The following is a 16,567-nucleotide window of genomic DNA, read 5'->3' on the forward strand; positions in this document are numbered from 1 at the left end:
AAACGGGTCCGGGAATCCGGGGATCCGCACAGGCGCTGCGCGCAGACGAGATGGTGATATGGCTGAAAACATGATTGAGCAGTTGCGCGCGCTGGCCGCGTCGCGTGCGCTGGACACCGCCCTGGTGACGGTCGACGCGAGCGGCGACACGCGCTATGGCTATGCGGAACTGGATCGCCGCGCGGCGGCGCTCGCGACGCGGCTGCGCGGCGCGAACGGCTGGGCGGAAGGCGAGCGCGTGCTGCTGATGATGGATAGCGGCATCGACTACGTGGCCGCATTCTTCGGCTGTCTATACGCGGGCGCGATCGCGGTGCCGGCCTATCCGCCGGAGTCGCTGCGCGGGCAGCATCTCGAGCGGTTGCAGTCGATCGCCGCCGACGCGGACGCGCGCTTCATCGTCACCACGCGCGCGCTCGAAGACAGACTCGGCGATGCGTTCGCCGCGATCGCGCCGCATGCGTCGCGCGTGACGATGGACTCTCTCGACGCGGTAAACGATACGAGCGTTTTCGAGCCGTATCGCGCCGCGCCCTCGGATATTGCATTCCTGCAGTACACGTCGGGCTCGACGTCGGCGCCGAAGGGCGTGATGGTCACGCACGGCAGCCTGTGGGCGAACGAGGTGGCGATCCGCGAAGGGCTCGGCGTCACCGGCGACGACGTGTTCGTCAGCTGGCTGCCGCTCTATCACGACATGGGCCTGATCGGCACGCTGTCGCAGCCGGTGTTCAGCGGCATTCCGCTCGTGCTGATGTCGCCGCAGTATTTTCTGGAGCGGCCGGTACGCTGGCTCGACGCGATTGCGCGGCATCGCGGCACGATTTCCGGCGGTCCCGATTTCGCGTACCGGCTCTGCGCGGACCGCGTCAGCGACGACCAGCGAGCCGCGCTCGATCTGTCGAGCTGGCGGGTCGCGTTCTCCGGTTCGGAGCCCGTGCGCAAGGCGACGCTCGACGCCTTCGTCGAACGCTTCGTGCCGGCGCGCTTCGATGCGAACGCGGTGTTTCCGTGTTACGGGCTTGCCGAGGCCACGCTGTACGTGACCGGCGTCACGCGCGGCGCGGGCGCGCATGCGCCGGCATTCGCGAGCGCCGCGCTGGAAAGCGGGAACGCGCGCCCCGGCACAGACGAAGCGCCATCGACCGCGCTCGTGTCGTGCGGCAAGCCGGCGAGCGGACACACGGTCCAGATCGTCGACCGCGAAAGCGGTGTGGTGCTCGATGACGGCCGGCTCGGCGAAATCTGCGTGAGCGGTCCGAGCGTCGCGGCCGGCTACTGGCGGCGCGCCGACGCGAGCGCGGCGAGCTTCGTCGAGCGCGCTGGCGCGACATGGCTGCGCACCGGCGACCTCGGCTTCATCCATGCAGGCGAGCTGTTCGTCGCGGGCCGGATCAAGGATCTGCTGATCGTGCGCGGGCGCAATCTGTATCCGCAGGATCTGGAGCTCGCGATCGAACGCGAAGTCGAGGTCGTGCGACGCGGCCGCGTCGCGGCGTTCGCGGTCGAGATCGACGGACAGGAAGGCATCGGCATCGCGGCCGAAGTGTCGCGCAACGTGCGCAAGCTGATCGCGCCGGAAGATATTGCCGCCGCGCTGAGCGAGACCGTCGCGACGAGTTGCGGCGAGCCGGCGAGCGCCGTCGTGCTGCTCAATCCGGGCGGCTTGCCGAAGACGTCGAGCGGCAAGGTACAGCGCGCGGCGTGCGTGCGCGGCTGGCAACAGCGTTCGCTCGACGCGTATGCGATGTTCGCGCCCGGTCGCCGCATCGATGCGGACGATGCGGAACAACAACGCGAGCCGAATACGGCGGCCGAGCCGCTGTCCGGCATCGAACAGACACTCGCGGCGCTATGGCGCGACGCGTTGCCCAACGGCGGCACGCCGCAAGCCGACAGCAACTTTTTTGCGCACGGCGGCAACTCGCTCGCGGCGGTGCAACTCGCCGCCGCGATCCGGGCGCGCTGGTCGATCGATTTCACGCCGCGCGACGTCTTCGCGGCGCCGCTATTGCGCGACGCGGCGGCCCGCGTCAGCGAGCGGATCGCGCGCGGCCCGGCGCCGGCACTGCCGCAGATGGCCCGGCTGCCCGACGCCGAACGGCTGAACTCGCGCGCATCGGACGCGCAACGCGGTCTGTGGCTGACATGGCATCACGATCCCGCGAGCGCCGCGTACAACCTGAGCGGCGAATTGCGCCTGAACGGCGCACTCGACGTGCCCGCGCTACAACGCGCGTTCGACGTCGTCATGCAGCAGCACGACATCCTGCGCGCGCGCTTCGTGCTGGACGACGAAGGCGAGCCGTTGCAGGTGATCGACGACACGCTCGCTGTCCGTCTCGAACTGACGCGTCTCGATTCGATACCGGAAGCAGCGCACCGGGCGGTGCTCGACGCGCTGATCGAACGTGTCGCGCGCGAGCCGTTCGACCTCGAACGCGGACCGCTGATCCGCGCGCATCTGGTCGGCATCGGCGCGCGCGAGCATCGTCTGTTGCTGGCGTTGCATCACATCGTCGCGGACGGTTGGTCGGTCAACGTGCTGCTGGCGTCGCTGGCCCGCGCTTATGACGCGTGCCGCAACGCGGGCGGCGCCGTGACCGGACCGGCATTACAGGCTGACGCGCCGCGTCCGTTGCAGTATGCGGACCACGCGGCATCGGAACGCGCGACGCTCGACGCCGCCACGCTCGCGCATCAGCTCGGCTATTGGCGCGCGCAACTCGCGTCCGACGGCGACGCCGCGGCGGCGGCCCGTCTTTTCCCGGCTGCCGATGCATCCCGCACGGGCCGTCAGCGCAGCGAATCGTTCGCGTTGCCGTCCGCTGTGGCCGCGCGGCTGCGGCGCTTCGCGGCCGCGCATCGCGCGTCGTTGTTCATGGCCGTGCTGGGCGTTTTTAACGTCGTGCTGCATGGCCTGAGCGGCAAGAACGATATTCGCGTTGGCGCGCCGGTGTCGCTGCGCAAGCGGCCCGAAGCGCACGATCTGGTCGGCTACTTCATCAACATGCAGGTGCTGCGCACGCGCGTCGCGAAGGATCGCGACTTCGATGCGCTTATCGATGCGGTGCGCGAAACGGTGCTCGCCGCGCATGAACATCAGGACGTGCCGTTCGACCGTCTGGTCAGCGAGTTGCTGCCGAATCGCGCGAAGGCCGGTGACGTGCTGTTCCAGGTCAAGCTGACCGAGCAGCGCCCGTTCGACGCGCAGCTATTCGCGCCGCTCGACGCGTCGTTGCGCGTGCTGCTGAACGATGCGCCGCATTTCGACCTCGCGGTCGATTTCACCGACACGGGCGAGCATATCGACTTCCTGATCGCCTACGACGACGCGGTGTTCGACGCTGCGTTCATCTCGCGTCTGGCGCGCGTATTCGCGGCGCTGGCCGCGCGGCTCGTCGACGAACCGGCATGGCCGCTCGAGCGCCACCTGCGCGACATCGCGCACGACACCGGCGACGCCGAAGCACGGCCGCCGCGCGACACCGCGCCGAACGTGTTGACGCTATGGCAAGCGAGCGTGGCGCGCCACCCCGACAGGATTGCATTGCATGACGGCACGCGCCGCGCGACGTTTGCCGAACTCGACGCGGCAGCGAGCGCACTGGCCGCGCAACTGATCGCGCGTGATGCGGTGCGCGAAGCGCGCGTCGGCGTGCTGGCCGAGCGTTCGATCGAGCACGTGCTCGGCATGCTCGCCGCGCTGAAAGCGGGCGCGACGTGGGTGCCGCTCGATCCGCACGCGCCCGTCGCGCGGCTCGGCGCACAGCTTCGCGATTGCGGCGCGCTTGTCGTGCTGCACGCGGCGCCGTTGCCTGCCGGGCTCGATACCGCGCGCGCGGCGCCGCTCGCCATACGCTTCGCGCCTGAAGACATTCCCGCCGCGGCGGCAGCCGGCGACGTGACGCCGCGCGCGACGCGCATCGTCCATCCGGATCAGGCCGCGTACATGATCTACACGTCCGGCTCGACGGGCGAGCCGAAGGGCGTCGTCGTCACGCATCGCGCGCTCGCCAACTACGTGCAGGGCATGCTGGAAACGCTGAACGTCGACGCGCACGCATCGTTCGCGATGGTATCGACGCCCGCGGCCGACCTCGGCCACACGGTGCTGTTCGGCGCGTTGTGCTCCGCGCGCACGCTGCATCTGCTCGGCTCCGAGCTCGCGTTCAATCCCGACCAGTTCGCGCAGTACATGGCCGTGCACCGGGTCGGCGTGCTGAAGATCGTGCCGAGCCATCTGTCGGCGCTGCTCGCCGCCGCGCAAGCGCGCGACGTGCTGCCCGCCGATGCGCTGATCGTCGGCGGCGAGGCGACCTCGGCCGCATTGCTCGACCGGCTGCGCGCGCTCGAACCGTCGTGCCGGATTTTCAATCACTACGGGCCGACTGAAACCACGGTGGGCGTCGCGATGCACGAGTTGCGCGCGACGCTCGACGCGCATCGCGATCTGCCGCTCGGCACCGCGTTGCCGAACCTGCGCATTCATCTGCTCGACGACACACTGGCGCCGGTCGCGACCGGGACTGCCGGCGAGCTGTACGTGGGCGGTCCGGGCGTCGCGCGCGGTTATCACGGCCGCGCGGGCCTGAGCGCCGAACGCTTCGTGCCGGACCCGTTCACCGCGGGCGAGCGCCTGTATCGCACCGGCGACCGTGCGCGGATCGGTCCCGACGGATTGCTCGACTACCTCGGCCGCGCGGACGATCAGGTGAAGGTACGCGGCTATCGCGTCGAACCCGCCGAAGTCGAACGTGCGCTGCGCCGGGTCGAGGGGCTGCGCGACGCGGCGGTGCTCGCGCACGACGGCGCGTCGGGTACGCGGCTGGCGGCGTTCGTCGTGGGCGAAATCGCCGCGGACACGGTGAAGGAGCGCGTGTCCGCGTGGCTGCCCGACTACATGGTGCCCGCCGACGTGGTGACGCTCGCCGCGCTGCCGTTGAATGCGAACGGCAAGCTGGACCGTGCGGCATTGCGCGCGTCGCTGCCTGCCGCGTCCGCTGTCGCGAGTGCTTCGACGAACGATGCCGACGCGCCGCGCACCGCGACGGAAATCGCGCTTGCGCAAATCTGGGCCGACGTGATCGGCCTGCGGGCGGAATCGATTGGCCGTGATTGCAACTTCTTCGAAGCGGGTGGCGATTCGATTCTCGGACTGAAGGTGGTCGCCAAAGCGCGCAAGGCCAGGCTGTCGATCACGCCGAAGCAGCTATTCCAGCGGCTCACGCTCGCGCAACTGGCACAGCGGATCGAGCAGGCGTCTTCCGCGTCCGGCGCACAGCAGCCGCAGGCCGCCACGCAGACGCCGATTGCGCGTCTGCCGGATGCGCGGCGTATGCGCACGCCCGCGTCGTATGCGCAGCAGCGGCAGTGGTTCCTGTGGCAACTGTCGCCGCAAGGCAGCGCGTATCACGTGGCAGGTGGGCTGTGGCTGGATGGCATTGTCGATGCGGCGGCGTTGCGCGCGAGCTTCGAGGCGATCGTCGCGCGTCACGAAGTGCTGCGCACGCGCTTCGTCGCGAACGACGCGGGCGAGGTCGAGCAGTGGATCGACGCGCAGGCTGCGCTCGACTGGCGCGAAGCATCGTTGCCGGAAACGCGGATCGACGAAGCCGCGCGCGCGCTCGCGAACGAGCCGTTCGATCTCGCCCGAGGACCGTTGCTGCGCGCCGCGCTCTATCGCGATCAAGCCGACACGCGGCGCAGCCTGCTCGTGCTGGCGATGCACCATATCGTGTCGGACGGCTGGTCGGTGCAGGTGCTGCTCGAAGAGCTGGTCGCGCATTACCGCGCGGCGGTGCTGAACGAACCGTTGACGCTGCCCGCGCTTGCCGTGCAATACGCGGACTATGCGGCGTGGCAGCGCGAATGGCTCGAAGCGGGCGAGAAGGACCGACAGCTTGCGTACTGGCGCGCCGCGCTCGGCGAAGCGCAGCCGGTGCTCGCGCTGCCGGTCGATGCGCCACGCCGGGCGCACGCGTCGTATCACGCCGCGCGTTACTGGATGAGCCTGCCCACCGGGTTGGCGCAGGCACTCAGGGCGCGCGCGCAGGCGAGTTCGGCGACGCCGTTCATGGTGCTGCTCGCGGCGTTCCAGGCGCTGCTGCATCGCTACACGGGGCAGGAGGACATCCGCGTGGGCGTGCCGGTGGCGAACCGTCATCGTGTGGAGACGGAGCCGCTGATCGGTTTTTTCGTCAACACGCAGGTGCTGCGCGCGCGGGTCGACGGCGAGGCGACGCTGGGGGCGCTGCTCGAGCAGACGCGTGAGGCGACGGTGGGCGCGCAGGCGCATCAGGATCTGCCGTTCGACGTGCTGGTCGACGCGCTGCGCCCCGAGCGCAGTCTCAGCCATACACCGCTGTTCCAGGTGATGTTCAACCATCAGCGCAGCGATTGGCGCGTGCTGAAGCAACTGCCGGATCTGTCGATCGAACCGTACCGGCTGCCCGCGCCGATGGCGCAGTTCGAGCTGCTGCTCGATACCCGCGATGAAGCCGACGGCGCGTTGTCGGTCGAATGGACCTATGCGCGCGAGCTGTTCAGCGAGGCGACGATCGCGCGCGTCGCGCGGCACTATCAGCGCATGCTCGCCGCGTATGCGGACGAGGCGCCGCTCGACCGGCGCATCGGCGCGATCGAACTGGTCGACGCTGCGGAAGCGGCGACCTTGTCGCGCTGGAGCGTAAACCCGACGAGCTATTCCGGTTACGAGCCGGTGTTCCGCGCGTTCGAGCGTCATGCCGCCACGCATCCGAACGACGATGCGCTGCTGTTCGGCGACGCGACGATCAGCTACGGCGACCTGAACGCCCGCGCGAACCGCCTCGCGCACTGGCTGCGCGCGCAGGGCGTCGGCGTCGAATCGCGCGTCGGCATCGCGGCGGTGCGTTCATTCGAGCTCGTCGTCGCGCTGTATGCGATCGTCAAGGCAGGCGCCGCCTATGTGCCGCTCGATCCGTCGTATCCGGCCGAACGGCTCGCGTACATGATCGGCGACAGCAAGCCGGACCTGCTGTTGTGCCAGCGCGATGTGACGCTGCCGGCAGTCGACGGCGTGCCGCGTTTCGATCTCGACACGATCGATACCACCGGTCAGCGCGCCGACAATCCCGGCGCCGCGCTCCACGGCGCGAACCTCGCCTACGTGATCTACACGTCGGGCTCGACCGGGCGGCCGAAAGGCGTCGGTAACCGGCACGACGCGCTGTGGAACCGGCTCGAATGGATGCAGCGCGAATACGGCCTGCGGCGCGGCGAAACGGTGCTGCAAAAGACGCCGTTCAGCTTCGACGTGTCGGTGTGGGAGTTCTTCTGGCCGCTGATGGTCGGCGCGCGGCTCGCGATCGCCGCGCCCGACGCGCATCGCGATCCCGCGTCGCTGGCCGCGACGATCCGCCGCCATGCGGTCAGCACGCTGCATTTCGTGCCGTCGATGCTGCAGGCGTTTATCGCGAGCGGGGCCGCGGCTGGGTGCGGCGAGACGCTCGCGCGGATCGTATGCAGCGGTGAGGCGCTGCCTGCCGATTTGCGCGAGCGGGCCGCCGAGGTGTTGCCGTCGGTCGCGCTGCACAACCTGTACGGGCCGACCGAGGCCGCGATCGACGTCACCGCGTGGACCTGTGTCGACGAACCGGGGCGTCCGGTGCCGATCGGCCGGCCGATCGCGGCGACCCAAACATGGGTGCTCGACGCGCGGATGACGCCGGTGCCGCCGGGCGTGCCGGGCGAGCTGTATCTGGGCGGCGCGGGACTCGCGCGCGGTTATCTGGGCCGCGCGGGATTGACGGCCGAACGCTTCGTGCCGGACCCGTTCGCAACCGAGGCCGGCGCGCGCCTGTACCGCACCGGCGATCTCGTGCGCTGGCGCGAAGACGGTGCGCTCGACTATCTGGGCCGCCTCGACCATCAGGTCAAGATTCGCGGCCTGCGTATCGAACTCGGCGAAATCGAGGCCGCGCTGACCGCGCAGCCGGGCGTGCGCGAGGCGGTCGTGATCGCGCGCGACGCGCGGCTCATTGCCTACGTGACGGGCGACGGCGATGCGCGGGACGCCGCCGCGTTGCGCGCGCGCGTCGCGCGGCAGTTGCCGGACTACATGGTGCCGTGGCGCATCGTGCCGCTCGACGCGTTGCCGCTGAACGCGAACGGCAAGGTCGATCGGAACGCATTGCCGCCGCCGGCCGCCGAGGCCGCCGATGCAACCGGCGACACGCATTGGGAAGCGCCGCGAGACGGCGTCGAGACGGAACTCGCGGCGATCTGGTCGGCGCTGCTCGGTGTCGAGCGGATTGGACGCAATGACGATTTCTTCGATCTGGGCGGCCATTCGCTGCTCGCGGTGCGGCTGAACGCGCGGATCGGCCTCGAACTGGGCGCGAGCCTGCCGCTCGCGGCGCTGTTCAATGCGCCGAGTCTCGCCGCGCAGGCCGCCGCCATCGCGCGGGCACGCGACGCACAGCCGTCGGACGACGCGCTGCGCAGCCTCGATCTCTTTATGGATACGCTTTGAGCATTGCTATGGAAAAGGACGCGGCGCGACGTATCGCCGAACGATTCAGCGAGTTGACGCCCGACAAGCGCCGGCTGTTCTGGCAAAAGATGAACGAGCAGGGCATGAGCCCCGCGCAATTCCCGATTCTGGCGCGCGCGCGTTGCGACGGACAGCGCGTGCCGACGTCGTATGCGCAGCAACGGCAGTGGTTCCTGTGGCAACTGTCGCCGCAAGGCAGCGCGTATCACGTGGCGGGGGGGCTGTGGCTGGACGGCAGCGTCGATGCGGCGGCGTTGCGCGCGAGTTTCGAGGCGATCGTCGCGCGTCACGAAGTGCTGCGCACGCGCTTCGTCGCGAACGACGCGGGCGAGGTCGAGCAGTGGATCGACGCGCAGGCTGCGCTCGACTGGCGCGAAGCATCGTTGCCGGAAACGCGGATCGACGAAGCCGCGCGCGCGCTCGCGAACGAGCCGTTCGATCTCGCCCGAGGACCGTTGCTGCGCGCCGCGCTCTATCGCGATCAAGCCGACACGCGGCGCAGCCTGCTCGTGCTGGCGATGCACCATATCGTGTCGGACGGCTGGTCGGTGCAGGTGCTGCTCGAAGAGCTGGTCGCGCATTACCGCGCGGCGGTGCTGAACGAACCGTTGACGCTGCCCGCGCTTGCCGTGCAATACGCGGACTATGCGGCGTGGCAGCGCGAATGGCTCGAAGCGGGCGAGAAGGACCGACAGCTTGCGTACTGGCGCGCCGCGCTCGGCGAAGCGCAGCCGGTGCTCGCGCTGCCGGTCGATGCGCCACGCCGGGCGCACGCGTCGTATCACGCCGCGCGTTACTGGATGAGCCTGCCCACCGGGTTGGCGCAGGCACTCAGGGCGCGCGCGCAGGCGAGTTCGGCGACGCCGTTCATGGTGCTGCTCGCGGCGTTCCAGGCGCTGCTGCATCGCTACACGGGGCAGGAGGACATCCGCGTGGGCGTGCCGGTGGCGAACCGTCATCGTGTGGAGACGGAGCCGCTGATCGGTTTTTTCGTCAACACGCAGGTGCTGCGCGCGCGGGTCGACGGCGAGGCGACGCTGGGGGCGCTGCTCGAGCAGACGCGTGAGGCGACGGTGGGCGCGCAGGCGCATCAGGATCTGCCGTTCGACGTGCTGGTCGACGCGCTGCGCCCCGAGCGCAGTCTCAGCCATACACCGCTGTTCCAGGTGATGTTCAACCATCAGCGCAGCGACTGGCGCGCGACCGATTCGCTGCCTGGCCTCGCTGTCGCGCGCTACGAACTGCCGGACGAAGCCGCGCTGTTCGAGCTGACGCTGAACATCGTCGAGACGGCGGACGGCGCGATGGACGCCGAGCTGATCTACGCGGCCGAACTGTTCGACGCGGCGACGATCGCGCGCATCGGCGGCCATTATCTGAACATGTTGCGAGCGCTTGCCGACGATCCGTCGCAGCGCACCGGCGATGTCGCGCTGCTCGATGCCGCGCAATGGCAGCAACTGTGCGAATGGAGCGAAGCGGCGTCCGCTCCGCGCGCGGCGGACAGCGCCGATGACTTCGTTCATCGACGTTTCACGGCCCGCGCGCACGCGACGCCCGGCGCGCTTGCCGTGACCGGCGGCGGCAAGCGTTTGACGTATGGGCAACTGAACCAGCAGGCGGACCGGCTCGCCGCGCGGCTCATCCGCGAAGGCGTCGGCCCGGAAGTGCGGGTCGGCCTCGCGGTATCGCGCTCGCCCGCGATGGCCGTCGCGTTGCTCGGCATCCTGAAAGCGGGCGGCGCCTATGTGCCGCTCGATCCTGCCTATCCGGCCGAGCGGCTTGCCTATATGACGGAGGACAGCGGCATCGAACTGATGCTGGTCGATGCGTCGTCCTGGCCGCGCATGCGGCAGGCATGCGGCGCGCGCGTGCTGAACCTGGACGAACACGAATACGAACACGAACACGACGACGAAGCGTGCGCCGATGCGGCGCCCGCACTGCATCCGCACAACCTTGCCTACGTCGTCTACACGTCGGGATCGACGGGGCGGCCGAAGGGCGTGGCCGTCACGCACGGCGCGCTGGCCGCGCATTGCGAGGCTATCGGCGCGTGCTACGGAATCGACGCGTCGGACCGCTGTCTGCACTTCGCGTCGATCAGCTTCGACGCCGCGGCCGAGCAGTTGTTGATGCCGCTGACACACGGCGCGTCGCTCCTGCTGCGCGACGACGACGTGTGGTCCGCGCAGCGGCTCGTCGACGAAATACGCGAGCACGAGGTGACCACACTCGATCTGCCGCCGGCCTATGTCGACGCGTTCGCGCGCGAAATAGCAACCGGGACCACCGGGGCCGCGGGCACGGTCGGCGTGCGAACCTGCATCGTCGGTGGCGAAGCGTGGTCGAAGGCGGGCTTCGACGCGGTGCGCGCGCATCTCGCGCCGCAGCGGATTTTCAACGCGTACGGGCCGTCGGAAGCGGTCATCACGCCGACCGTCTGGTGTGCCGGCGACGCCGCCGGGTTCGATGGCCCGTATGCGCCGATCGGCCGTCCGATCGGCAAGCGCCGCGCGTGGGTGCTCGATGCGCGCAAGAATCCGGTGCCGCCAGGCGTACCCGGCGAGTTGCATCTCGGCGGCGCGTCGATCGCGCGCGGCTATCTCGGCCAGCCGGGCTTGAGCGCGGCGCGTTTCGTGCCCGATCCGTTTTCCGGCGAGCCCGGTGCGCGGCTCTATTGCACCGGCGACCTCGTACGCTGGCGCGCGGACGGTCAACTCGATTATCTCGGCCGGCTCGACCAGCAGGTGAAAGTGCGCGGCTTCCGGATCGAACCCGGCGAAGTCGAGGCGCGGCTGCGCGCGCAGCCGGGTGTCGCCGACGCGGTGGTCGTCGCGCTCGACGGGCCGGGCGGCACGCGCCTCGCCGGTTATGCGACGGCATTGCCGGGCGAGCGGTTGGACGCGGCGACGCTGCGCGCGGGGCTCGCTGCCGCGCTGCCCGACTACATGGTGCCGGGCGCGCTGATCGTGCTCGATGCATTGCCGGTGACGCCGAACGGCAAGGTGGATCGCCACGCGCTGCCCGCGCCGGACGAACTCGCGCCGGCGCAATTCGAAGCGCCGCTCGACGGCGTCGAAACCGAACTCGCGGCTATCTGGGCGCAACTGCTGCGGCGCGAGCGGATCGGCCGTCACGAGAACTTCTTCGAACTCGGCGGCGATTCGATCATGGGCTTGCAGATCGTCGCGCGGGCGCGGCGCGCGGGCCTGGGGCTCAGCGCGCGGCAGATCTTCGAGCAACAGACGATCGCTCAACTCGCGGCCGTCGTGGTGCCGCTCGACGACGCGGCCCGCGCTGTCACGGCGCCGGCCGCCGGCATCGACGCGAACGCGCCGGTGCCGTTGCTGCCGATCCAGGCCTGGTTCTTCACCGAGCCGCTGGCGGTGCGCAATCACTGGAATCAGTCGGTGCTGCTCGACGCCGGCAACACGCTGGACACGGGCGCGCTCGAACGCGCGTGGCAGGCGGTGATCGCGCATCACGACGCATTGCATCTGCGCTTCGAACCGTGCGATCCGGCGCAGTCGGAATGCGGCGCGGCGTGGCGTCAGCGTTATGTGCCGAATGAACCGGCAACCCCGTTGCAAATCGTGACGGCGGTATCGGCCGCCCAGATCGACGCTCACTGCGACGCGCTGCAATGCAGCCTCGACATCGAGCGCGGCCCGCTGATCCGCGCGCTCGCGCTGGGCATCGACGACGGTAGCTGGCGTCTGTTCATCGCAATTCATCATCTCGTCGTCGATACGGTGTCGTGGCGCATCCTGCTCGACGACCTGCAACGCGTGTATGCGCAACTGGCCGCGCGCGAGCCGCCGTCGCTGCCCGCGCGGACGACGTCGTATCAGGCGTTCGGCCGTCAGTTGCTGGAGGCCGCGCGGCAGCCGGAAGTCGAACGCGACAGCGCGTACTGGCAGGCATTGGCCGAGGTGCCCACGGCATTGCCGGACGGCGTTGCGCCGCACGACGCGCACGAGGCGAACGACGGCGCCCGGCCGGTGCGCGCGGCCTTGCAACTCGATCGCGCCACCACGCACCGCTTGCAGCAGGAGGCATCGGCCGCGTACCGGACCCAGCTCGTCGATCTGCTGCTGCTCGCCACCGGCCGCGCGCTGTGCGAGTTCGCGGGTCACGACGCGTTGCGGATCGATCTCGAAGGCCACGGCCGCGAGACGTTCGCCGGCGCGGCGGATCTGAGCCGCACGGTCGGATGGTTCACCAGTGTCTACCCGTTCGCGCTCGCGCCGCTGGGCGAAATCGGCGCGGCGCTCAAGCGCGTGAAGGAAGCGCGCCGCACGGTGCCGCACGGCGGCATGAGCTTCGGCATGCTCAAGTACCTGGGCGCGCCGGCGCAACGCGCGGCGCTTGCGGACCTCGGTCACGCGGACGTGCTGTTCAACTATCTGGGGCAGTTCGAGCAGAGCGCGGCTCCGGGCAGCGAGCATGGCTGGCGGCTCGCGTCGGAGACGGGCGGCCGTGCATCGAGCGAAGCGAACCGCGGCACGCACGCGCTCGAAATTTCCGCGCAGGTGCGCGATGGCGAATTGTCGATCGCGTTGCTGCATCCGCATGGCGACCGCTATGACGCGGCGACGCTGGACGCACTGGCGCTCGCGCTGCATCGCGAACTGCTTGCCGCGCTCGCGCACTGCGAAAGCGGCGCGGCGGGACTCACTCCGTCGGACGTGCCGCTCGCCGCGATCGACCAGGCTCGCCTCGATACGCTGCCGGTTCCCGCGACGGAAATCGCCGACCTGTATCCGCTGTCGCCGATGCAGACCGGCATCGTGTTCCATAGTCTGCTGGGCCAGCAGCCCGGCGCGTATGTGAACCAGTTGCGCGTCGATATCGAGCATCTGGACTGCGCGCGCTTCGAGGCGGCATGGGCCGCCGCCGCGGCGCGCCACGATACGCTGCGGACCGGTTTTTTGCCGTTCGACGATGCGCCGCGCCAATGGGTCGCGCGCGGCATCGCGACGCCGTTCGCGGTGGAAGACTGGTATCAGGCGCAGGGCATCGACGCGGCGCCGCTGGAGCAGCGGCTCGACCGGTTCGCCGCCGCGCGACTCGCGCGAGGCTTCGATCTCGCGCGCGCGCCGCTGTGGCGAGTCGATGTGCTGCGCACCGGGGCGGCGCGTCATCATTTCGTGTGGACCTTTCATCATGCGCTGCTCGACGGCTGGAGCGCCGCGCAATTGCTCGCCGAAGTGCTGGCCGCCTACGAAGGCCGCGCGGCCAGCGCGGCGCCGGGCCGCTATCGCGACTTCATCGCGTGGCTCGGCCAACGTTCGCACGATGCCAGCGAAGCATGGTGGCGCGGCCAGCTCGCCGCGCTCGACGGCCCGACGCTGCTCGCGCAGGCATTGCAGGCGCCGCGGGCCGCCGATGCGTCGCATGCGACGTCGTACGGCACGCGCACGCTCGTATGGGACGAGCCGCGCGCCGCGTCGCTGAGCCGTTTCGCCAGGAGCCGGCGCGTAACGCCCAACACGCTGGTGCAGGCCGCGTGGCTCGTGCTGTTGCAGCGTTACACCGGGCAGCGGACGGTGACGTTCGGCGCGACCGTCGCGGGCCGGCCGGAATCGCTGGCGGGCGCCGACCGTACGCTCGGTCTGTTCATCAACACGATTCCGGTGATCGGCGCGCCGGATCCGGCGACCCGGGTTGCCGCGTGGCTCGAACACATCCAGCAGCACGGCGTCGCCGCGCGCGAGCATGAGCACGTCGCGTTATACGACATTCAGCGCTGGGCACAGGTGGAGGGCGGCCACGCGCTGTTCGACAGCCTCGTCGTCTTCGAGAACTATCCGGTCGACGACATCCTGCACGCGGCCGGTTCGCGCGAGCTGCAGTTCTCCGGCCTGCGCAACGAGGACCGCACCAGCTATCCGCTGACGCTGTCGGTCACGCAAGGCCGCGCGCAACAGGGCGCCGACACGCTGCGCATCGAGTTCGCGTACGCGTGCGATACCTTCGACGGTCAGCAGATCGACCGGCTCGCCGCGCAGCTCTCGACGCTGCTCGACGCGTTCATCGACAATCCCGACCTGCCGCTGGGCGCGATCGACGTGCTGCCCGCGGCGGAGCGCGCGCAACTCGAGCGCTGGGGCAGCGCCCCCGGCGTGCGCGGCCTCGCTCCCGTGCATCTGCGCATCGCGCAACAGGCCGCGCTGCGGCCCGCCGCGCAGGCGTTGGTGCTCGACGGCGAAGCGATCGATTACCGCACGCTCGAGCATCGCGCGAATCAGGTCGCGCATGGCCTGCGCGCGGCCGGCGTCGGTCCCGACATGCGCGTGGGCGTGGCGATCGAACGCTCGATCGCGATGATCGTCGCGATTCTCGGCGTGTTGAAGGCCGGCGGCGCCTATGTGCCGCTCGATCCGTCGTATCCGGCCGAGCGTCTCGCGTTCATGATCGAAGACAGCGGCATCGCGGTAGCGCTGACGGCCGCCACGCCGGATACCGCCGGCGTGCCCGTCGACGCGCTCGCGCGGCTCGGCGTCGCGACGCTCGACATTCACCGGATCACGCACGACAGCGCGACGGGCAACCTTCAGCCGCCCGCCGTCGAGGTGCTGCCGGATCAGCTCGCGTACGTGATCTACACGTCGGGTTCGACCGGACGTCCGAAGGGCGTCGGCATCACGCACGACGGACTCGCGCGGCACACGGAGGTCTCGATCGGCATGTTCGGCATGAGCGCCGAAGACCGCGTGCTGCAATTCTCGACCTTCAATTTCGACGGCTTCGTCGAGCAGGTTTTCCCGACGCTCGCGCTCGGCGCGACGCTGGTGCTGCGCGGTCCCGAGTTGTGGAGCAGCGACCGTTTTCTCGCGGAAGTGGCAAACCAGCGCATCACGGTCGCGGACCTGACGACGGCTTACTGGAACGCACTCGCGCAGGACTTTGCGGCGCGCGCGGGCGACGGCGTGCGCAGCGCCTGCCGCACGTTGCGGCGCGTGCATGCGGGCGGCGAAGCGATGCCCGCCGACGGCGTGCGCGCATGGCGCGCCGCCGGCCTCGCGCACGTCGAACTCACGAACACCTATGGTCCGAGCGAAGCGGTGGTGACCGCGACGTCGTTCGACTGCACGCCGTATCTACGGGGCGAAGCCGACGTGCCCGCGCGGATTCCGCTCGGCGCGCCGCTCGCCGGCCGTGTGCTGCGCGTGCTGGATGCGCAACTGAACCCGGTGCCGCTCGGCGCGGCGGCCGAACTATGCATCGGCGGCACGCTGCTCGCGCGCGGCTATCACGGCCGCGCGGGCCTGACGGCGGCGCGCTTCGTCGCCGATCCGCTCGCGGCCGAGCCCGGCGCGCGGCTCTACCGCACCGGCGACATCGTTCGCTGGAACCAGGATGGCACGCTCGCGTATCTGGGACGCACCGATCATCAGGTCAAGGTGCGCGGCTTCCGGATCGAGCCCGGAGAGATCGAGGCGTGCCTCGCGCGGCAACCGCGGGTGCGTGAAGCGGCAGTGATTACGCGCGACGGTCCGGGTGGCTTGCGCGTGCTCGCGTATGTCGTGCCGTCGGCCGGCGCGCAACTCGACGCCTGCGCATTGCGGGCGGCTCTCGCGACGACGCTGCCGGACTATATGGTGCCGTCCGCCGTGATCGTGCTCGATGCGATGCCGCTCAATCCGAACGGCAAGATCGACCGTCACGCGCTGCCCGCGCCGACCGGGCAGGCGGCCGCCGATCCCGCCGAGCTGCCCGCCGGCGCGATGGAGATCGCGCTTGCCGGCATCTGGTCGGACACGCTCGACGTCGCGCCGGTGCGCCGCCACGACCGCTTCTTCGAGCTCGGCGGCCACTCGCTCGCGGCCATGCAGGTGCAATCGGCGATCCGTTCGCGGCTCGGCATCGACGCGCCGCTTGCCGAGCTGATGCGCAACCAGCCGCTGCACGAGCTGGCCGCCGCGCTGGAATCGCTGCAACGTCCGGCCGTCGACGACGCCGCGATGGCCGACGCAATGCGCGGTATCCTTGCGCAATTGTGAGGGTCGACACTCCGGGCGCGTT

2 protein-coding genes are annotated in these 16,567 nt (G+C 69.9%); both read left to right on the forward strand.

Features of this window, described 5'->3' with window-relative positions; all coding sequences use genetic code 11:
• Nucleotides 1-58: 58 nt before the first annotated feature.
• Entirely contained in the window at nucleotides 59-8,515 is an 8,457-nt protein-coding gene (locus QM685_RS14265; protein ID WP_415116928.1) for an amino acid adenylation domain-containing protein, read from the forward strand.
• A gap of 8 nt (nucleotides 8,516-8,523) precedes the next feature.
• Nucleotides 8,524-16,545 (forward strand): amino acid adenylation domain-containing protein, encoded by an 8,022-nt coding sequence (locus QM685_RS14270; RefSeq protein WP_415116930.1) that lies wholly within the window; start codon nucleotides 8,524-8,526, stop codon nucleotides 16,543-16,545.
• Nucleotides 16,546-16,567 lie beyond the last annotated feature (22 nt).

Source organism: Paraburkholderia sp. (assembly GCF_047605525.1).
Lineage (GTDB): Bacteria > Pseudomonadota > Gammaproteobacteria > Burkholderiales > Burkholderiaceae > Paraburkholderia.

What these genes read in the sequence shown, in the direction of transcription:
- QM685_RS14265 (WP_415116928.1), top strand. Translation starts at nt 59, where the DNA reads ATGGCTGAAAACATGATTGAGCAGTTGCGCGCGCTGGCCGCGTCGCGT.
- QM685_RS14270 (WP_415116930.1), top strand. Translation starts at nt 8,524, where the DNA reads ATGGAAAAGGACGCGGCGCGACGTATCGCCGAACGATTCAGCGAGTTG.